Annotated in this window: 15 protein-coding genes; 6 read left to right on the forward strand and 9 right to left on the reverse strand. The window is 44.5% G+C overall.

What is annotated here, in order from left to right; all coding sequences use genetic code 11:
* The first annotated feature begins 28 nt into the window (after positions 1–28).
* The 4 genes from H6G00_RS31480 to H6G00_RS31495 all read left to right on the forward strand — a co-directional run bounded on the left by H6G00_RS31480 (position 29) and on the right by H6G00_RS31495 (position 8287).
* Positions 29–877 carry a TnsA endonuclease C-terminal domain-containing protein gene (locus tag H6G00_RS31480; RefSeq protein ID WP_190799735.1) on the forward strand — a complete coding sequence of 283 codons (849 nt, stop codon included), beginning with the start codon at positions 29–31 and terminating at the stop codon, positions 875–877.
* Positions 874–3135, forward strand: coding sequence for a Mu transposase C-terminal domain-containing protein (locus H6G00_RS31485; RefSeq protein WP_190799736.1), 2262 nt, complete (start codon positions 874–876; stop codon positions 3133–3135). Before H6G00_RS31480 ends, H6G00_RS31485 begins: the two co-directional genes overlap by 4 nt.
* Positions 3136–3258: 123 nt before the next feature.
* Entirely contained in the window at positions 3259–3570 is a 312-nt protein-coding gene (locus tag H6G00_RS31490; protein ID WP_190799737.1) for a hypothetical protein, read from the forward strand.
* 223 nt (positions 3571–3793) lie between these two features.
* Positions 3794–8287 carry a pentapeptide repeat-containing protein gene (locus tag H6G00_RS31495; RefSeq protein ID WP_190799738.1) on the forward strand — a complete coding sequence of 1498 codons (4494 nt, stop codon included), beginning with the start codon at positions 3794–3796 and terminating at the stop codon, positions 8285–8287.
* 14 nt (positions 8288–8301) lie between these two features.
* Here the strand turns inward: H6G00_RS31495 and H6G00_RS31500 are convergent, their stop codons facing one another.
* Positions 8302–8859, reverse strand: a complete 558-nt coding sequence (locus H6G00_RS31500; protein WP_190799771.1) for a hypothetical protein — start codon at positions 8857–8859, stop codon at positions 8302–8304.
* Positions 8860–8936: 77 nt separating this feature from the next.
* On the opposite strand from H6G00_RS31500, the gene H6G00_RS31505 reads away from it, so the two are divergent.
* Together H6G00_RS31505 and H6G00_RS36925 are read left to right on the forward strand one after the other, a co-directional pair.
* A complete protein-coding gene (locus H6G00_RS31505) occupies positions 8937–10397 on the forward strand; it encodes a DUF2779 domain-containing protein (RefSeq protein WP_190799739.1) in 1461 nt (486 codons plus the stop codon).
* A gap of 163 nt (positions 10398–10560) precedes the next feature.
* The gene (locus tag H6G00_RS36925) at positions 10561–11226 is read left to right on the forward strand and encodes an NACHT domain-containing protein (RefSeq protein ID WP_190799740.1); all 666 of its coding nucleotides are present in this window, start codon (positions 10561–10563) and stop codon (positions 11224–11226) included.
* A 199-nt stretch (positions 11227–11425) separates the two neighbouring features.
* On the opposite strand, the gene H6G00_RS31515 is transcribed toward H6G00_RS36925, so the two are convergent.
* From H6G00_RS31515 to H6G00_RS31550, 8 genes are all read right to left on the reverse strand, one after another.
* Positions 11426–11980 (reverse strand): WcaF family extracellular polysaccharide biosynthesis acetyltransferase, encoded by a 555-nt coding sequence (locus tag H6G00_RS31515; RefSeq protein WP_190799772.1) that lies wholly within the window; start codon positions 11978–11980, stop codon positions 11426–11428.
* 380 nt (positions 11981–12360) lie between these two features.
* Positions 12361–13116 carry a cistern family PEP-CTERM protein gene (locus tag H6G00_RS31520; protein ID WP_190799741.1) on the reverse strand — a complete coding sequence of 252 codons (756 nt, stop codon included), beginning with the start codon at positions 13114–13116 and terminating at the stop codon, positions 12361–12363.
* A gap of 467 nt (positions 13117–13583) precedes the next feature.
* Complete coding sequence (locus H6G00_RS31525) at positions 13584–14186, reverse strand: YdcF family protein (protein ID WP_347278252.1); 603 nt, start codon at positions 14184–14186, stop codon at positions 13584–13586.
* Positions 14187–14197: 11 nt separating this feature from the next.
* On the reverse strand, positions 14198–15106 hold the full coding sequence (locus H6G00_RS31530; RefSeq protein ID WP_242042614.1) for a class I SAM-dependent methyltransferase: 909 nt from the start codon (positions 15104–15106) through the stop codon (positions 14198–14200).
* A 17-nt stretch (positions 15107–15123) separates the two neighbouring features.
* Entirely contained in the window at positions 15124–16338 is a 1215-nt protein-coding gene (locus tag H6G00_RS31535; protein ID WP_190799743.1) for a glycosyltransferase, read from the reverse strand.
* Between the two features lie 6 nt (positions 16339–16344).
* Complete coding sequence (locus H6G00_RS31540; protein WP_190799744.1) at positions 16345–17793, reverse strand: O-antigen polymerase; 1449 nt, start codon at positions 17791–17793, stop codon at positions 16345–16347.
* Entirely contained in the window at positions 17790–19049 is a 1260-nt protein-coding gene (locus tag H6G00_RS31545) for a glycosyltransferase family 4 protein (protein WP_190799745.1), read from the reverse strand. The genes H6G00_RS31540 and H6G00_RS31545 overlap by 4 nt, the downstream gene beginning before the upstream one ends.
* Before the next feature lie 27 nt (positions 19050–19076).
* Positions 19077–20201: a glycosyltransferase family 4 protein gene (locus H6G00_RS31550; RefSeq protein ID WP_190799746.1), complete on the reverse strand. Its 1125-nt coding sequence runs from the start codon at positions 20199–20201 to the stop codon at positions 19077–19079.
* Positions 20202–20229: the final 28 nt, after the last annotated feature.

The following is a 20229-nucleotide window of genomic DNA, read 5'->3' on the forward strand; positions in this document are numbered from 1 at the left end:
ATACTTATGTACTGCCCAGGATTTTCTTATGCCACGGAGAAGAGAGGAATGGAATCAGGAGAAGTTTGATCGCTTCCTTAGGGAAAAACGCGGAGAAGGGGTTCTTGACAAATACACTCCTTGGATTACGGTGCGAGATTTTCCCTCAAAAGGTAGGGTTTCCAGAGATAGAGGTTGGAAAACAAATCGCTTACATCATCTCTTCTCAGACCATGAAACTCGATTGTTTTACATTCTTGAGTGGTCAGACGTTGTAATTGACATTAGAGAACAGTTTCCCTTGCTGGATCTTGAACTGGCTCAGAGAATATCTGCTGATATTGGTGTGAAATATCCTATAGACACTACAAGTAAATTCCCTAAGATTTTAACAACCGATTTTATGGTGACTGTAAAACAAGATGGGAAAACATTTAATATTGCATTAACAGTAAAACCTTCATCCGAACTCGAGAAAAAAAGAGTTATTGAGAAGTTTGAGATAGAACGAAACTATTACATGGTAAAGGGAATTGAATGGGGATTAGTAACAGAAAATCATATTCCAAAGTCCCTTGCTAAAAATATTGAATGGGTTCACGGTGCCTATAGGCTTGAAGAAAACTTACAAAAGAAAATTCAGGATTTACAAGCAATAGCAGATATTCTAAAGCAACGGCTTAAAAAGCTTAATTTAAGAATTAATCAAGTAACAAATGCCTTAGACATTGAACTAGATTTGGAAAAAGGGACTTCACTCTATCTTTTTAGAAATCTCGTTGCACGCAAAGAAATCGTTATTAATATGAGTTCGTCGCAACAATGCTCGGACATGCTAACTGCAGATATTAAGGAGATCAAAGTCTGTAATAGCTTGGAGGCATCGAAAATAGCATGAAAAACCTTGTCTATGTTAATGATTTAATTGAGTGGAATATTGAGGGAGCAGAACGCTCAACTGAGAGGATTTTATGGATTGATCAAGACTATACAATAGCGCTCGTTATTGATATTTTTGCTAAAACTGGTTTTCCAACGTCTCGTAAGATTGTAGAGATTGTAGATGCTCTTTCTGAGGGACAGGCAAAGAAAACTAGCCATGATCCGTTTATTCATAAAAGCTTAGTAGAAGAAGTGAATTTAAGCGAATCAGAGAGGACGATTCGCGATAAAGCGTGGGATATTATTTCTACTTTAGTTGATCCTAAAAATGAACCATCTATTTACTATAAAAATCTTCGTGGTTCAATGATTAAGAATGTCGTTGACAATTTCAATGCCGGAAAAAATAGAGGAAGTAGGCAAGAGAAAAATGGCGAGAGAATAACAGAAAAAACTGTCTACATGTACTTGAGACGTTACTGGCAAAGGGGAAAAACTGTTAATGCTCTCCTTCCTGATTACTGCAATTCAGGTGGTCCAGGAAAGATTAAAAGGGCTGGAGAAAAGAAAAGAGGAAGACCTCGAAAATATGCTGCTTTACCAGAGATTGGTGAGGGTAGAAATATTGATGAAGCAGATAGGAGGATTTTTAGAGTATCAATAAACTCCTTTTATGAAACGTCGAAGAAAAATTTCCTTAAGACGGCTTACAAGTTAATGCTCAAGGCTTACTATGCTGAAGATATCTACTATACCGCAGATGGTACTAAAAAAATAAAATTGATATCACCTGGTGAAAGACCCACTTTTACCCAATTTAAATATTGGTACGAACAAGAATTTGATATTGAGAGAGCTTTAATTCGTCGGAAGGGTGAGAAAACATATTTGCTTGAAAATCGAGCAGTTTTGGGAACTTCGACTGCCGAAGTAATTGGACCAGGATCTCGATTTCAAATTGATGCAACAGTTGCAGATGTCTATCTTGTCTCAAGCTACAACCCTAACTGGATTGTGGGTAGACCGGTAGTATATGTGGTCATTGATGTTTTTAGCCGCATGATTGTAGGTGTTTATGTCGGTCTAGAGGGACCTTCCTGGTTAGGAGCAATGATGGCATTAGCCAATGCTGCTACAGACAAGGTATCCTTCTGCCAAGAATACGGTATTTCTATAACTGACGAGGAATGGCCCTGTTACCATCTTCCATACACTCTTTTGGCGGATAGGGGAGAACTGTTAGGAACCCCAATAGAGACCCTAAGCAAAAACTTGCACGTAAAGATTGAAAATACTGCTTCTTATAGAGCAGATTGGAAAGCCATAGTTGAAAGACAGTTTAGAATATTTCATGATCGTGTGAAACCTTTTGCACCGGGATACATTGATGTTGATTTCAGGAAACGAGGTGGTAAAGACTATCGTTTCGATGGAAAGTTAGCGATTAAAGATTTCACAAAAATCATCATTAAATGTATTCTTCGCCACAATAATAAAGATTACATCGAAGGCTATAACAGACAGGAGATGATGATTGTTGACAATGTTCGACCTATTCCTGCTGAGTTGTGGAAATGGGGCATTAGAAATCGTTCTGGCAGACTTAGATCGTTCCCAGAAGATATTATTAAACTCAATCTTTTACCTAAAGATCGGGGAACTGTAACCAGCCGTGGTATTCGGTTTAAGGGAATGAATTACACCTGTGAAACGGCGATTAAACAACAATGGTTTGAAAAGGCAAGAAACAGTTCTTTAGATAAGGAAAGTAAGTATTTAGACATTTCTTATGATTTGAGGCAACCTAACTTCGTTTACATTCGGGATGTTGATGGGAGAGGTTTTGAAAAGTGCTTTTTGATTGATTCAGAAGAACGTTATCTCAACAAGTCAATTGAGGAAATTGAGCATTTACATGAAAGTGAAAGGCTTGATAGAAAAATTTATGAATCTGATGAGCTACAACATGATGTGGATCTTGCAACTGATATTGAAGAGATTGTTGCTAAAGCAGAAAAAAGATTTGAACAGCTTTCCAGCAATACTTTAAGTAATGCTGCAAGAGTGTCGGATATTAGAGGAAATAGAGCCTTTGAGAAATCGGAACTCCGGGAGGAACAGGCTTTTGAGTTAGGTAATGTGCCCGTAAATAACGATGTTGCTATTGAAGAAATTAAGTCTGTAGAATCTGTTACTCAGAAGTCAAGCCGTCCGGATTATTTGAGCCTTTTGAAGCGGAAGAAGGAGGAAGCTAGGGATGCCAAGCCAGAGTGAATATGTGGAGTTACCTTCCGGTATAGCTGTCCCAGTAGTTAACTATAAGTTGCATGGTTTACCTGAATATGATTCTAATCCGCTGATTCAAGCACTACCCAGAATTCTTGAAAGCAAGAAAGAATGTTGATCGAAACTGGAGAAAATCGCTTCCTCAAGATTGATTTAGTAATATACAATACAAAAAATGATTCGGTGTATTGTGTTTTAGATACTAAGTATAAACGAAAAGTTGATGATTCTGACTTATATCAAATCACTACCTATGCTGTGACCAAAGAAGTGAGCAAGGCATTTTTGATATATCCACAAGATTTTGGCAGAAATGCAGTTTATAGAATGGGAGACATTCGAGTTCAGGCTATCGCGTTTGCACTACACGGCGATTTGCGGAGAAATGGGCAAGAGTTTATCACTGCCCTCTTCAACAGTTAGGGATTCTCGGGGGTAGCAAGGGTTCACTTCAATCGCTCTCCACCCCAACAATCCAAAAATCACAGGCAGACCGAGTTAATACAGGCGTTTCCTCACTGATTGTTGGAGAGAGTTTAGGAGATAGATTAAGCAAATCTGCCTAAATTGCCTATTTCTACCTCAGGATTTGGATAATAGCGGTTAGGGATTTATTGGACTGTCCTGAGTCAGTAGGAGGAAGCCTGTGCTTGAGTTGGCTAAGCTGATTGATCTGATTGTCGGTTTCGCGAGTCCTGTTGTTCAGAACAAGCTCCAGCGGAGCGAACTTGTGATTAAGTTGCTGAAGCAACTGAACCTTGACCCCGACCATCCGCCTGCTGACTTTACGGCAGTTTATCAATACACGCTGGTGGAATACGGCATTGGCAAGCCAAAACCTGTGTTGGAGATGTTCCGACAAGCAGAGATTCAAGCCATTTTCCGCAAAGCATTGGAGCAAAATAATCCGAGTTTGCTGCTTAAGAACGGCGAAACCTTTCTTGCTGGGCATAGTTTAGGCGACCAGATTCAGGCGTTAGGGATTGATGCGCGGCAGGAGTTTTATCAATTTGCAGCGGTGTTCATCGAAGTTGCTAAACGGACTCGTACCCCGGCTGAAGTCTTGACAAACCAGCGTTTAGAGTCGCTGCACCGCCAGATTAGCAGTATCCAGGATCGGCTACATCGACTGCCAACATTAGAAGCAATGCGGACTGAAATGGCGCGGTTGGCGGCTCAGAGCTATCCCATGCTACCCGAAGCAATTGCTACTCCCGCCTTAGCCCAAGAGCGCCAATTGCAAGAACGCCAGTGCCGAGCCTTTGCCCTAGCTCAGCAGATGAAAGGCTGGTTTGAGACGTTGGGCTATCGTTTTGAACCCTATGAGGTGTGGCAGGACGATTACTTTGAGTGGATTATCGACATTCCTGTGCGACGGGGGCGGTACGATCGCATCCTGGTGCGTGGCGTTGATGGCGAAGTGGGGTTGGGCGACATTAGGGCACTGCGACAGTCGGTTGAAACACAGCGGGCAGACGAGGGCTGGCTCGTAACGGCACGGCGGATCAGTCGGGCAGCACGGGAGGAGGTAGAGAAGGAGGAGAATCACGACCTGGGCTGCTATACCTTCGATGAACTGCTGGATCAGGATGCTGATTTTGGTGGCTACCTGGGCTGGCTAGAATCTGAGATTGGGCGACGGGGTATTGATCAGAAGTATGTGCCGCTAGCTTGCACAAAAGAAGAGATTGACCCGGACACAAAGCAGCGAATCGGGGTAAGCCGCTACGACGATCGCGATGGCTGGATTGATGGCTACATTGATTTGTGGCTGGACGACCCAGCAAAAGAACATATCTCAGTGCTAGGAGAATTTGGTACGGGCAAAACCTGGTTTGCGTTTCACTACGCCAGCCAAGCTCTAACACGCTACCGGGAAGCACAAAAGCGTGGTGTAGAACGTCCCCGTTTGCCGCTGGTCATTCCTCTGCGCGACTATGCCAAGGCAGTGAGTGTGGAATCACTGTTTTCAGAATTCTTCTTTCGTAAACATGAGGTGCGATCGCTCACCTATTCTGCGTTTGAGCAACTCAACCGGATGGGCAAACTGCTGCTGATTTTTGATGGATTTGATGAAATGGCAGCACGGGTCGATCGCCAAGAGATGATCAATAACTTTTGGGAATTAGCGAAAGTCGTCGTGCCTGGAGCAAAGGTGATTCTCACCTGCCGCACCGAACATTTTCCAGAAGCTAGAGAAGGACGGGCACTGCTAAATGCCCAATTGCAAGCATCGACTGCGAACCTAACCGGAGAGATGCCCCAGTTTGAGGTGCTAGAACTGGAGAAATTCAATGATGAGCAGATTCGGCAGGTGATGTCTCAGCAAGCGGAGCTTGCCACTGTGGAACAGGTGATGAGCAATCCGCAGCTTTTGGATCTGGCGCGTCGTCCGGTAATGACGGAGTTGATTCTGGAGGCGTTGCCAGATATTGAAGCAGGTAAGCCTGTTGATATGTCACGGGTTTATCTATATGCGGTGCGGCGCAAGATGGAGCGAGACATTAAGGAGGAGCGCACGTTTACCTCAATGGCAGAGAAGCTTTATTTCTTGTGCGAGTTGTCTTGGGAGATGTTGAGTAGCGATCGCATGAGCCTCAATTACCGTGAGTTTCCTGATCGCATTCGTCGTTTGTTTGGTTCTGTGGTTCAGGAAGAGAAGGATCTGGATCATTGGCATTACGACATGATGGGGCAGACAATGCTCATCCGTAATACAGATGGGGATTATATGCCTGCTCATCGATCGCTTTTGGAGTTTTTTGTTGCTTACAAGTTTGCAGCAGAGCTGGGAGCATTAGCTCCTGATTTTATAGAACCAGCACAAATGCAGTCCTGTTTAGATTTAAGTGCAGAACCGCAAGATTACACGTGGTCTGCTTACTTCCAACGTCAAATAGATAATTCTGGCAGATCATTACTGACACCACCATTGCAATTATTTACAAGTGAACCTTTAGAAAAGCTTCGTCAAACATTTGGCAAGACTCCACTAACTAAGGCAGTTATAGATTTGATTCTTCCGATGCTCAAGGCACAGCAAAAAAATTCTTCTTTACAAGCAGTTTTATATAAAACACGAAACAGGACTGATGAAGAAGCCGAGTACGTTGGTGGAAACGTAGCAACTTTATTAGTTTATTTAGACAATGCTGCTTTAGAAGGTAGTGATCTCTCCAATACTGTAATTCGTAACGCTGATTTCACGCGTGCAAATCTTTGTCATGTTAACCTTCACAGAGCAAATCTTAGTGGTTCTATTTTTTCAAAAACTTTTGGTCGTATCTTATCAGTAGCCTGTAGTCCAGATGGATTTTTTTTTGCTACTGGTGATACTAACGGAGAAATTCATCTCTGGCAAATTTCCAATGGGAAACTATTTCTAACCCTTAGAGGACATAGCGATTGGGTTAGATCAGTTGCTATTAGTGCAGATGGAAAAACCTTGGTTAGTAGTAGTAGTGACTGGACAATAAAATTATGGGATACACATACTGGTAGTTGCTTGAGAACTCTACGAGGGCACACTCATGGAGTTCAGACTGTTGCTCTTGATTCAAGTGGGACAATCATCGCTAGTAGTAGTAGAGATTTAACAGTCAAGATCTGGAATGTTCAATCAGGAGAATGTGTGAGAACATTTGAAGAGCAATCTATGCATTTTGATTTCTTTACTGATTCGGCTACTCTGAGCCCAAATGGTAAAGTTCTAGCCACTTGTTGTGCAGACAGAACAATTAAGCTTTGGAATATTCAAACGGGAGAGTGCCTAAAAAGGCTACCAGGTCACACTAAGCGTATAAATTGTATTGTTTTTAGTTCAGATGGCTTAGTTTTAGCTAGCGGTAGCAATGATTCAACAATCAAGATTTGGGATATAGAAACAGGAATATGCCTAGAGACTTTTCAAGGGCACACAGATTCAATAAATGATGTTGTTTTTAATGGGAATAATTCACTTTTAATTAGTGGCAGTCGAGACGGAACAGTTAGGCTATGGCAAAGAACTACAGGAAAATGTCTCAAAATTCTGCATCATCCTGATTCAGTAGGTTCTATTGCTGTGAGTTCGGATGGTATAACGCTAATTACTAGCTGTGATGATCAAACAGTAAAGCTATGGAATATTCACTCTGAAAATTGTATTCAAACTCTAACTGGCTTTTGTTATGGGATCGAGTCGATAGCAATTGGTAGCAAAAGTAATATCATAGCTGGTGGCTGTAATGATTCTTCAGTGAAGCTATGGAATATGCATACAGGAGAACCTTTAAAGACCTTGCAGGGACACACGAAGTGGATAAGAGCGGTAGCTATTAGTCCTGATAACCTAACTCTAGCTAGTGCTGCTAGTGACCAGACAATCAGATTATGGAATATTCAAACTGGGGAAACTCTAAAAGTTTTACGTGGACATACTCAATGGTTAGCCTCAATAGCATTTAGTCCTAATAATGAACTTTTAGCTAGCGGAGGTGGTGATAGTACGATCAGATTATGGAGTGTTATTACGGGAGAATGCTTTAGTGTCCTTAAAGGACACGATAACCTCGTCTCTTCTATAGCTTTTAGTCCCTGTAGCTCAATTCTTGTAAGCGGAAGCTATGACAAGACTATAAAGCTGTGGAATGTTCGAACCGGGAAATGTTTCAATACTTTTTATGGACATACATATCCAGTATGGGCAGTATCGATAAGTAGCAATGGTGAACTTGTAGCTAGTGGCAGTACTGATTCGAAAATTAATTTATGGAATATTCAATCTGGAGAATGTCTTACTACTATAGAAGCGAATGCTGCTCAAATTGATTCACTAGCCTTTAGCCCTGATAATTTAACTCTAGCTAGTGGTGGTCTTGACAAAACAGTTAGGCTTTGGAATCCCCATACTGAGGAATGCCTCAAGATTTTAAGAGGACATTCCAGCAGAGTTTGGTCAGTTACTTTTAGTGCTGATGGAACAGTCTTAGCAAGTGGAAGTCAAGATGAGACTATCAGATTATGGGATGTTAGAACAGGCGAATGTATCCGAACCTTGAAAAGCGATAAACCTTACGAAGATATGGATATTACTGAGGTGAAAGGTCTGACTGAAGAAGAGAAAACCACATTAAAAGCATTGGGAGCGATCGAGCGTTAAAGATTTCAATTTAATCACTTAACTGTCTCTATCCAACTTTCAATACCCTTCCTCGTTGGCACCCCTCCGGCTGTAAACGTCCAAATATCCCGTCTTTGCTGAGGAGCGTAGCTGATGTGAATAGATCGATTGCCCCCATAGTAGTACAGCGAATCAAACGGCAATCGTTGTTCCAAAATCCACTCCACAAGGCGATCGCTCTCCAGTCCCACAATCCAAAAATCACAGGCAGCACCGAGGCGATCGCAGTAATATTTGCCATTCCGGTTCTTCTCATGCGCCATGTGCTGATCTCGGCTTGGATCAACCCGACCATTCTTTATGCCTGTCTCCGGGTCTTTCTGAGCCAGAAACCGCTTCAAATCTTTTGAGCAAAACCCATAGGTCAACTGAAACCGCTCTCTACCGAAGTGAGCAATCACAGGGTCAAGAATGTGTTCACAGAGAGATTTTAGAGATAGAATTGTTTCTTCCGGATTTTCCGGATATGAATTAATGCGATCGCCATACTTCCTGTACGTTTGCGTACAAGTGCAAAATTCCTGCAAAGTTAGGTACTTCCCCAAAAAGATTTCATGCATTCAAACGTCAGCCTCCTGAATCGGGAATTCTAACTCTGAACAGAGTCTAAAATTCCACGATACAAAATATGGCTGCCCTCCTGAAAAAATCCAACTTTATGAGCGGGCTGCAATGCCTTAAGAAACTTTGGTTGGAAGTGCAGGAGCCACAGCAAGCCACTGCTCTCTCCCCAGCCCAGCAACGCATCATCGACCAGGGCAAGGAAGTTGGACATTACGCCCGTCAGCAATTTTCTAATGGGCAATTGATTGTGGGAAACGGAAACGAGGCTCTTCAAGCCACTCAGGAAGCGATCGCGACTGGAGTAGCTTGCCTTTTTGAAGCTGCTTTCAGTTTTGATAACTTGTTCATTCGATGCGACATTCTTCAGAAAACTTCAGCAGTTACCTGGGAATTGATTGAGGTCAAATCCTCCAGCAAAGTCAAAGATGAGCATCAGTGGGATTTAGCTCTTCAAAAATACGTTTTGATTGAGGCAGGGTTACCTATTGGTAAAACGAAGCTAATGCATATCAATACTCAGACCTGCTGCTTTCCCAACCTGACAGACCTCTTTGTAATCGAAGATATCACTGAAGAAGTCGATCGGCTTTTGTCTGAAGTTTCCAAACAACTTGAGCAATTCAGGGTGACCTTGACTGAAAACCTAGAACCAACATTGGCGATCGGCAAACATTGTACTAGCCCCAACCCTTGCCCTTTCACGCAAACTTGCTGGCAGCACGTCCCTGAAGTCTCTATCTTCACCATCCCTCGATTGGACTGGAAGAAGAAAGATACGCTGCTTGCTCAAGGAGTGTTGGCGATCGCAGACCTTCCACTTAGCTATGCCCTTTCAGACAACCAGCGTACCTACGTTGATAGTGTTCTTACCAACCAGCCTGTAATTGATAAAGCAGCGATCGTTGCCAGCCTTGCCAAACTTGAGCACCCTATCCACTTCTTCGACTTTGAAGCACAAAATCCAGCTATTCCGAGATTTGATGGACTCAAACCCTATGAGCAGTTTTCTTTCCAATACAGTTGTCATGTTCTCCAATCTGATGGCTCCGTAGAGCATCACGAATACCTACATACTGACCAGTCTGATCCCAGACCATCCCTTATTGCAGCCTTGACAACAGACATTGCTTCCATAGGCTCCATTGTTGTTTACCACAAATCTTTTGAAGCAAGTTCGCTTCGAAAACTTGCCGGAGACTTTCCTGAGCACGCTTCGGAATTAGTAGCGATCGCTAATCGTCTTTGGGATCTAGAAGATATCTTCAAGTATCATTACAAGCATCCTAGTTTCCGAGGTTCTACCTCAATCAAAAACGTCCTTCCTATTCTCGTTTCTAATCTCAGCTATAAGTCGCAGACCATCCAACGAGGCGATCAAGCCCAAGCAGTGTGGGAAGAAATGCTGATCTGCTTGGATGAGGCAAAAAGGACTCAAATGATTAACGATTTGAAATCCTACTGTCAACTGGACACATTAGCAATGGTCGAGATTTATAAGTTTCTACTTAAGATGTTAGAAAATTGAAAGCCAACGGGAGCATAACCGTTACCACTTTATTTTCATAGACTTTGATCGGTGTAAAACTTTATTTACTGAAGAAAAGCCCTCTTTACAAGGATGGTGTACAACTTTAATTATTGCTGCTTTTTAATCTTTCTCAAGGCTAAACTGTTTTTGAGCAATTTGAGTGTACAACTTTATTTTAATTGCACATCAGGATGGTAAGTTCAACACCAATGTAGGGCAAATCAGTGGGGGAGAAATTCACGTTGGCGATCGTATTTATCAGGGTGTCGATGCCAATACGATTCAAACTATCATCCCGGTTCTTCAGGAGCTTCATGCACTTCCCAAACCGCTCCCACCGATCGCCTCAGTCGATGATTTAGTGCAGCAGGTGCGATCGCGCCTTCATGATGACATTCAGCAGTTACACGGTACGATGCCGCTTTGGGGCGTGGACTATTGGGTGCCGCTGGGAGAGTTGTTTGTCAATATCGATATTTTGGAGGAGTTAAGCAGCAGTCGCAGATCAGGACCGAATGACCTATGGCAGAAGATCACGACCAAAATGCAAGGATACTTCAGTCATCGCAGCCTCAATCGCATCGATCCGAGTGAGGCGCAACGAGTATCAGGGTTAGAGGTGTTGGCGAAAGATACAAATCTGATGATAGTGGGTCAACCCGGTTCAGGGAAGACTACCTATTTGCAGCGAGTGATAATAGAGTGTAACGCAGGAGATCTTCAAGCTCACAGAATCCCGGTATTAATTAAGCTGCGGGAATTTGTAGAGGATGGGCGATCGCTCTCTTATTCTCTGTGTCGCCAAGCAAAATCTCCTCTGTTGTAGAATTACGGGGAGAATTTACTCAGTGGGATAGCATCTGTCCATTAGCATTGTCAATCTGGCTTGAGGCAAAAAAGCAAGCCAGATTTAGCTTTGCTTCTTCAACCGCACTAGTGTGTCCCCACGTCAAATGAAAAGTCCCTGTACAGATGAAGTCGAGCTCAGGTAATGGATCTAGGGAAGATGAGGATTGAACTTCCCCTTAGTTTTGCAGCACGGTCATCTTTCGTATTTTGACAGGCTGTGCTGGGTTTCCAGAATATATTGTCATTGGATCGAGCGATCGCCCCGTCACACCACCCAGTGCCAACACTGCCCCTTTGCCGACCGTCACTCCTGGGCCAATGACAGCACACGCTGCAATCCAGCTTGATGTCTCAATGTGAATAGCTCCAATCTTAAGCTGGAAGTGAGGATGGCTCCAGTCATGATTGCCTGTACACAGGTAGACATTTTGCGAAATACATACATGGCTCTCAATTGTGATGGGGGCAAGGTTATCAATCCAGGTATCTTCTCCTAGCCACACATGATCGCCAATGGTCAGCCGCCAGGGAAACTTAACTCGAACTCCGGGCTTAATACGCCCTCCTTGACCAATTTGGGCACCAAAACAGCGCAAAATCCACACTTTGAATGCCGACATGGGCAACCAATAGCTCTGTACCAAAGGTGAGCCGATAAAGTACCACAATATCTGTTTCCAGTGCGGTGCGCCCGGTGTGTAGGAGCGAACGGTGTAGCTGTCGAGTTGCATCATGGTAGGGGCAAGTGGAGTGGGGAATAGAAAGCGATCGCACTCCTCTCTGTGGTGCGTTCGCAAGTGAGGTAACTGAATAAACTAAGCAGTACTACAAAAAATATTAAGCCGGAATGAGTTAGATGTTAGTTATAACTCATTACTCCAACTTCCAAACCAATAGAACTTACTTAGGAATGGAAATTAGATAACATCAAATTTTGTAGGCGTACGACACAGCTGAAGTAGTGCAATAGTCTGGGATTCGACTTCGCTCACCCCTCCAGGATCGGGTGCTGAGCGAAGTCGAAGCACCATCCCAAGCTAATACACCATTTTAGCTCTGTCATACCACTACGCAAGAATTGTAGGTTACTCAATCCACAATTCTTAGGCAATTAGGCTTTCTCTGCCTCTTCCTCCTGCTTTTTCTTACGGAGGAGTGCCGCACTCATGCCAAGTGCTGCGGGTATTAACGCTGGAGTAGGAACGGGTGTTGGGGTTCCCCGCCCAGTTCCACTAGTTTGCTGCTTGCCATCAATGATGACACCTTGAATACTTTGGTAACGAACACCAAAATTGTTCAAAGTGAGAGAATTAACGGTTTGATTGTTGCTATTGAGGGCAAGAACAAGATTAAACGTACCACTGCTGTTGTTGAACACGCCGCCGCTAGCACCTCCTTGGCAAGTAGGTCCACTTGTAAAGCATACCTCAATGTTTCCGAAACCATTTGGGAGCGAACCGCCTCTGTCGTTCGTAAATAGTCCAGACACACGAGTTCGCCCAGACAAAGCTCCAGAATCATTACCAACACCGTTCAACGTGAAATTTGGTACATCAAAACCCAGAGCGGAAGTTCTAGAGGTAATTGAGGAAATATTCTTTAACAGCACGGTGAAGGCTGCTTCAGTACGAGTTCCTACAGTCGTAAACCCATTAAATGTAAAGGTAGCTTGAGATGTCAATCCAGGAATGTTGGTCTTTTCTACATTGCCGTCAAAGTTAACAAGGAAAGATTGACCAGCATCCACAGAATCAATGGTTACATTGCTACCATTAAAGCTCAATGCTTGGGCTGGAGCAGATTGCAAAAAGGAAGTGACGGTCAAGGTGCCAAGAGCAAGTACACCAGTTAGAAGGTGTTTTTTCATAGTTTTCCTACAAGAAATATACGGTGAACGAATGACGCGATCGCCCCAATCAACTAAAACGACAATCGTTAAGTTAAAAACTCAATCTTCAAGTTAAAAACTCAATCTTCTGAATGCCGTAAATTTAGAAGAATCTGGATACCTAGAAACAGGTTAGCTGTAGCGATCGCACCCGAAACTAGTAATGCACAGTATCTATCTACCATTTCTAGAAGATCAGGCAACAAGAGGCAAGTAGCGCTGAGGTTCTAGTGGTACCAGTGGACTCATTTAGTAAAATAAATCATATTTAATTCTGTGTATATACTGAAATGTCAAGTTCATTTATACTTCACATCTCAGCAGGAACATCAGAAATTCTCTTTATTTATAGTGCTAGTGCAGGGTAGCGGAAATGGAACAGCCCCATGTGAACAAAATGTTTGCAGTACGAGCGAAACACTCAACTAAAAACACTCACACTAAGCCTACTGCCGACTGGAAATCCGTTCCCAAAAGGTTGCCCCCGTTCGTCTAGTGACAATCCACAGGAGCGATCGCCCTACATCTCGCACAATGCGAATTGATGACTCCTGAGGTCGAGTGGATGGAACTGCAATTGGAGTGAATGTGATTCCCTGACTGCCCAGCACAACCGTTGCGATCGCCCTTGCTCTGGGCATATGAAAATCGGATGTGACTAAATAGACGTGGTGAATTTGGTGTTGCTTAAAGTCTGAAACCAGTGTTGTAAAGTTTGTAACCGTGTCTACTGCACGGTAATCCAGGTGTACTCGATTATCTGAGACACCTGCTGCTCGAAAAATTACCTGCGCGTCCTGAGGAGTTTCACCCGTCGAAACCCAAACCTCTAAGAATGGGTGGTATCTGGCCAGTTGAGCCGCTGCTTCCTCACGAGCAGGGTTGCCGCCTAGTGTCAGAATGGCTTGGGGATGGGGAGCCTTATGAGTGGCGATCGCTAGTCGAAGTGGAATGATGAGCAACACACTTAACAGAAATCCCACTAGAGCAGCGACCGCCCACCCCAACAACTTCAACCGCAATTTTTTTACAGAAAATATTCTAGCGATAGTCACTTCCCCTATGTTGTTACGCAAGGTATTGCTAGATCTTTTTTCGCTACACACAGCATCACCAGAGCGCCCTCAACTGAATCAGGATCGCGACCGCTCAGCCTTTGTGCCAGTCCAACATTCCACGCCTGCTTACCGCGTTCACTCTGCAAAACTTCAGCGCCAACATTCAGGTTATGTGGATACAAGTTGACCTCAAATCCCATTGGTTCTAAGATTTCTCGGAAAAAAGTTTCAGTTACGCCATCTCCCGGCATGTGATGGACTTCAGTTGCTTGGCACCAGTGCTGCTCCTCGCCCGTAGTGTGTCCTCCACGCTTCAAGAAACGGTAAATCGGTAAGCGCAGATTCCAGATGGCGTGAGCGATCCAGTTGTTGCACCACATGGTCTGCTGCAAATCTTGATCAGTGACAAGCAAACCACCTGGACGCACCAAACGCGCCGCTTCAGCCAACATTCTTGGCATGTCGTCACAGTGATGTAAGGCAGCGTTGAGGACGACTAAATCGGCAAAGCCTGACTTTAAGGGTAATTTTTGGGCATCTGCGAGAATTGGAACGTAGCCCAACTCCTGGGCGATCGCCAGTCCTCCCCGTGAGACATCAACCCCCAGCAGCAGCTTTGGTACACCCACGCGATCGCGCAGTGATGCATAAACATTTCCGGGCGCACAGCCAATATCAACGACGATTTTGTCCTGCCAACTGCCCGTGACAGCAAACCAGCGTTCCTGAAACTTTTGGTCTCGATGAACCACCGCTAGGTAGTTTCTTGCCCACACGGGATGACCGAAATAGTAGCTGTTGGCGATGAGGCTATGAGAAGAATTTTGAATGGGAAAAGATAAAATATTATCCTTCCACCTTGCCATCTTGAGATAATCTGGCGAAATGTATGCTGCTGCTGGTGTTGACATTTGATCAAACATTTGAGTTATATGTCCAGGCAAGGCCGTCTCTTCTGCTTTGCAATCGTTTCGTAAGCCGGAATTAGATTTTGAGCAATGGTGCACCAGGAATATTGGGACTTGGCAAAATCGCGTCCTCGTTCGCCCAGTTCTTGACGCAGTTTCGGACTAGTTATGAGTTGGGCGATCGCCTCTCCCAAAGGTTTTTCCGCACCTTCAACCACCAGTCCTGCTTCTGCCGTTGCAACATCAGAAGCAATTTGAATACCGGGAGTGATAACCACAGGTAAACCACAAATTAGAGCTTCCGCAACCGCGATACCGAAATTCTCCGAATAGGAAGGCAATACAAACAAATCAGATCCCTGGAGTAGCCGATCTTTTTCTGCACCAAGGACTAATCCTGTAAATGAAACATTGTCCGTCAAACCCAGAGAGGCAGTTGACTGTTTTAACTGCTGGACGTAATCCGGTTCACCTGTACCTGCAATTAATAGATGAAACTGATAATTTTGCTGTTTCAACTGGTGCAAAGTTTGCAGCAATAACTCAGGTCGCTTTTTGTAATGCAAACGTGATAAAAACAGAATGACTGGAGTATCTGTTGAAATCTGATACTGTGCGCGTAGCTGCGATCGCGCTTCCGGGTTTGGGGCAGGAGCATGAACGCCCAGAGGAAGAGTAACGGTTGGAGCTTTAATGCCAAAGTGACGAACTTCTGCGGCTTCCTGATGTGTAGTGCAGTGAATCGCGGCAGCTGCATTGAGGTTATGCCGTTCAATTAAAGTGGAATAAAGCTGCTTTTTCAAACGACTCTGAGCCAGTGCCCAAGGCGTGAGCTGCCCCATTACCCGGACTGTGTAGGGAGTCCGGTGCCAACGGGCGATCGCCGCAGCACAGGTCGGTGCATAGGAAAACAGATAATGATTATCCAGTACGTTATAGTTAGGAATATGTTTCCAGCACCAATCCGTTAATGCCTTGGAGAAGATGAATTCCTTCAACGCAGGTGGATTGAAGGGTAAAAACCAGACGGGTACAGAATCCGAAGAATCAGAGCCAAACGTATAATCCACTCGCTGATTGAGTGGCACGTCTAATGGGTGGGGATGGTCAAAGTTAGTAGTTGCAATTTCTGCATCTACTCCCAAATCTCGCAGCGATTTCACTAGATTTAAAGCAACTTGAGGTGGTCCCCCTAATGCTGGACTGAGACCGGGGATGACGTGCAATATTTTCATGACAGGCTAGCGATCGGAAGTGAAATTGCGAAAAACGATCAAAGCAATGACGGGTAAGATAGCGGTCGTTAACCAAAACATACTTCGCATGGTGATTCCTGCCGCAAAGAATCCTAGCGCATACACAACCAAAGCGTAGTCAGACTGCTCGCGCATCGCCATCCGATTCCACCAGGCTGCTAATGCTCCAAAAAATAGAGACATGGCAAGTGCTCCCAGCCACCCCCCCATCATGTAGCTTTCACCCAAGTAGGTTGTAGCGACCGTCCAACCTTCTGCTCCTACAATTTCTTCAATGCTGATGCTCAAACCTTCAGGTTTAGCAGGGAATAATGCCCTTGGCACAGGTTTAATTGCAGCAACATAAAGCACTTCAAGTCCCAAAAAAGGGTGATTGGCAGGCATAGCCTTTATAAGAGGTGCAATTGACGATAAGTTGTAGTCAACTGCTAGGGTTTCTCGTGTCTCTCCGCTTGCATAAACCTGCTTGGTGATATAGTTGCGAAGCCCTATCGTTCTGAACTCCAACATGTGGTAAGAGCCATAAACTGCGATAAAACCTGCCAGTAGGATTGGAATGACTGTATTTCTAAAATTGTTACGAGGGAGCGTGAGCAGATAGCTCATAACAAATGTTGAAATATGGGCAATGAAAATGTTGCGCGTTCCACCTGCAAAGGCTTGAAACATGACAAGCGTAAAGATGCTGCCTATGATCAGCAGTTGCCAGAGTGGAAACATTTGACGGCGGTTCCAGACAACGGCTGTCAGGGGGGGAATAGCATAGGAAAGCAGATTCAACTCAATAATCAGGCTACTCCATCCACCTAATCGATCGCGTCCCCAAGGTTCTGAGAAGCGAGGCCCTAGCATCCCTTCAATTAAAGCAACAGGATCGAACTGAACTGACATCAGCATATACAGATATGCAAGAAACCCTGCCAGGAGCAAACCCCAAAAGAGAGTAGAATTTGTTATTTCTTCAAGATTTAACCAGCGCGATCGCACAGGAGTCGGAGCAACCAAATGTCGTCCAATGATTAGTCCTACTATTCCTATGAACACTAGGTTTAGGGCATTAGCAGTTCCAGTCGTGTCAACCATGTTGTTGAACTCCTCTTGGGGAAAGAGAAATTCAGCCAGAGTTAAAGCGTATAGCCCCAGCAAACAGAGCAGATCTGTTCGAAATAAGTTACGTAGACCTTTACGACTGTCAAAGAAAACGCTAATTAGAAAGGCAACACCAACTGCGATCGCCGCTACTCGCGCCATTGTTGAAGGCGTTTCCTCAGCAGGATAAAGGTTATATCCCAATACGACCCCAAACAGCAGGCAAACCGTGCCCGCAATTGATGGGGAAGGTGGGGTATACATCCGGAAATCACTGATAGACCCAGCCTCTTCAGCTTCATCTGACCATGCGATCGCTTGCCAATCTTGATGATTGTTTGTCATTGTTTTACGGTAGATAGGCTCAGTTGTTGATGAGTGCTGACAGCAGCTTCCATTAGTTGAACCAGTTCTTCGGCTTTCACATCCCAGGTAAGATGTTGTTGGATCAATCGCTGGGCATTTTGTCCCATCTGAATCCGCTGCGCTTCATTGCTTAAAATTCGATCGAGTGCATTCGCAGTTGCCTCAACTGATCTAGGTGGAACGGTGTAACCGTGAACTCTATCTTGCAGTACATCTGTGATGCCACCATCGTTACAGCAAATTACGGGTTTTCCGGCTGCCATTGCTTCTAGGTAAACGGTTGCAAAGGGTTCATCCCATCCCACTAGGGCAAAACAGTCCGCCCAAACCATTTCTTGCAGCACCTCGGAATGGGGCTTACGTCCTACCATTTGAACCTGATTACTTAGATTCAATTCAGCGATCGTTGCTTGAATCACTGCTTCGTCCGGTCCGGAACCCACAATTCGCAAAATTGCATCAGGATGGTGTGAGCTAACTTGGCGAAACGCTCTCACTAAAATTGGAATCCCTTTTCGTTCAGCGAACAGCGCACAACAGAGAATAACTTTCTTATGCTTCAACTCTAATGGACGGTTCTGCTGAAACAGGCGATCGGGTAGAGGATCAACTCCATTGTGAAGAGTTTGAATGCGAGTTTTGGGAAATAGCTGATTCAGGTCATTCTTCATTCGGTTGGACACTGCCAGCATTGCCCAGGATTGATCTGCGACACGTTGCATCGCTGCTTTGCGAAATGGCAAGTGATGACAGTCTGTAATTTCATTAAAGTCGTGATCCAGTGTGAGCAGGGGTTTTTGGAGAGCTGAGGGAAGCTGGGTTAACATCCAGCCATTAGGCAGGGCGTGATGGCAAAAAATCACATCCGGTCGAAAGTCTTCCATAAGGAAAAGGAAGTTTTGCTGTGCCGACCACCACGCCATTTTTAAGTAGGGTTCAGAATGAGTGTACATCCAGGATTTGACAGGCGGCACAGGGTAATAGAGCCAGCGGGGATAACGCACCCGAACACCGCCCTGCCAAATAAACTCATTTGGGCAATCAGCATAGGCTTTTGCTCCCGCAGTTCTCGCTAAAACTTTAGGAACCCAAGAGGTGAACGACACGACTAATAGCTCAACATCCTGACGGGCGATCGCCTGTGCTTGAGTTAATGCCCACGTTCCCATGAGTGAATTGTCAGGTTTGGGAAAGTAGGAAGCGAGAAATAAAATCCGAAGGCGGCGGGAAGTCATGTAAGAAAAGTTACCGAGTAAGCGGCTCTAAGTCCCTTTTCTATCGGTAAGGGTCAAATCCGTAACTTTTTGAAAAACTTCAACCCAACGTTTTGCCCCAGCCTCCGGTGTCCAGGCTGCTGATTTGGCAAGTGATGCTCGACTGGCTTTGGCAATTGCCTCCGAATCACAAACGTACTGCGCCAAGGCATTATATAGAGCACTCACATCGCCCGCAGGCACGATCGCTCCATTCACTCTTGGATCAACCAAATCCTCAGCCGCACCAACCGCATCTGAGCAAATAATTGGCAGTCCAGCCCCTAATGCTTGGTTGACGACTACGCCCCAACCGTCATACCGGCTTGGCAGCACAAACAAATCAGCTTGCTCAAAAAATTGAGGTAAATACTCTGGATCATGAAAGCCTGCGTATTCAATATGTTGTTTTGCTTGAGGGGAGAGCGATCGCATCATTTCTGGCAGTTCTGCCTCACGTCCAACCAACAGCAGCCGCACATTGACTCCTGTTCCTAGGAGGCGATCGAACGCTTGCAGCAACAGATCTACACCTTTACGCTCAATCATTTGTCCGCAAAATAGAATTGTCACTGGCTCACGCGGACGTTGAACCGTTACTTGAAAATCTGAAAGGCTGCAGTAGTAGGGAATATTAAAAATAGGATGATGTGGAAATCGCTGTTGATAATCCTGTTCCGCGCGTGAACCGATTGCCACAATTGCCCAACACCGCTTTAATGCCTGAGCTAAAACCTTTTGCAATTTGCTTTTGATGCCACTTGAAGCCGCAACAATTTTCTCACCCCAAAAGATACAGGGAACTCGACCTGCATGAAGCCACAGTAAAAGCTGCGAAGTTGAATTTTGGTAGCCGTTGAGAATTACAACATCAACATCCTGTAAGTTAGGCAAATGCCAGTTGAGATGAAACCGAGACAATCCCCAAGCCAAAAACAGCCCAGGCAAAACCTTTTCGTAAGATTGTAATGCCTTCTGCGACCAGGGAGAATCTGCACATTCTGCCTCCAAATAATAGACTTGCAGATTAACCTCTGGGTGTTGTGACAACGCATAGAACAAATCCCTCTGGTAAGGTGAGGGAACAATTGAGTAAAAAACGATATTAAGTGGGCGTAAATTAACTTCTTCCATTGCTGCCAAAAATCATTTAGAAATTAAA

It is taken from the genome of Leptolyngbya sp. FACHB-541 (genome assembly GCF_014695875.1).
GTDB lineage: Bacteria > Cyanobacteriota > Cyanobacteriia > Elainellales > Elainellaceae > JAAUTN01.

Bases quoted from the DNA above. Each gene is read 5' to 3' on its own strand.
- H6G00_RS31480 (WP_190799735.1), top strand. From the start codon at position 29: ATGCCACGGAGAAGAGAGGAATGGAATCAGGAGAAGTTTGATCGCTTC.
- H6G00_RS31485 (WP_190799736.1), top strand. From the start codon at position 874: ATGAAAAACCTTGTCTATGTTAATGATTTAATTGAGTGGAATATTGAG.
- H6G00_RS31490 (WP_190799737.1), top strand. From the start codon at position 3,259: ATGTTGATCGAAACTGGAGAAAATCGCTTCCTCAAGATTGATTTAGTA.
- H6G00_RS31505 (WP_190799739.1), top strand. From the start codon at position 8,937: ATGGCTGCCCTCCTGAAAAAATCCAACTTTATGAGCGGGCTGCAATGC.
- H6G00_RS31515 (WP_190799772.1), bottom strand. From the start codon at position 11,980: ATGCAACTCGACAGCTACACCGTTCGCTCCTACACACCGGGCGCACCG.
- H6G00_RS31520 (WP_190799741.1), bottom strand. From the start codon at position 13,116: ATGAAAAAACACCTTCTAACTGGTGTACTTGCTCTTGGCACCTTGACC.
- H6G00_RS31530 (WP_242042614.1), bottom strand. From the start codon at position 15,106: ATGTCAACACCAGCAGCAGCATACATTTCGCCAGATTATCTCAAGATG.
- H6G00_RS31535 (WP_190799743.1), bottom strand. From the start codon at position 16,338: ATGAAAATATTGCACGTCATCCCCGGTCTCAGTCCAGCATTAGGGGGA.
- H6G00_RS31540 (WP_190799744.1), bottom strand. From the start codon at position 17,793: ATGACAAACAATCATCAAGATTGGCAAGCGATCGCATGGTCAGATGAA.
- H6G00_RS31545 (WP_190799745.1), bottom strand. From the start codon at position 19,049: ATGACTTCCCGCCGCCTTCGGATTTTATTTCTCGCTTCCTACTTTCCC.
- H6G00_RS31550 (WP_190799746.1), bottom strand. From the start codon at position 20,201: ATGGAAGAAGTTAATTTACGCCCACTTAATATCGTTTTTTACTCAATT.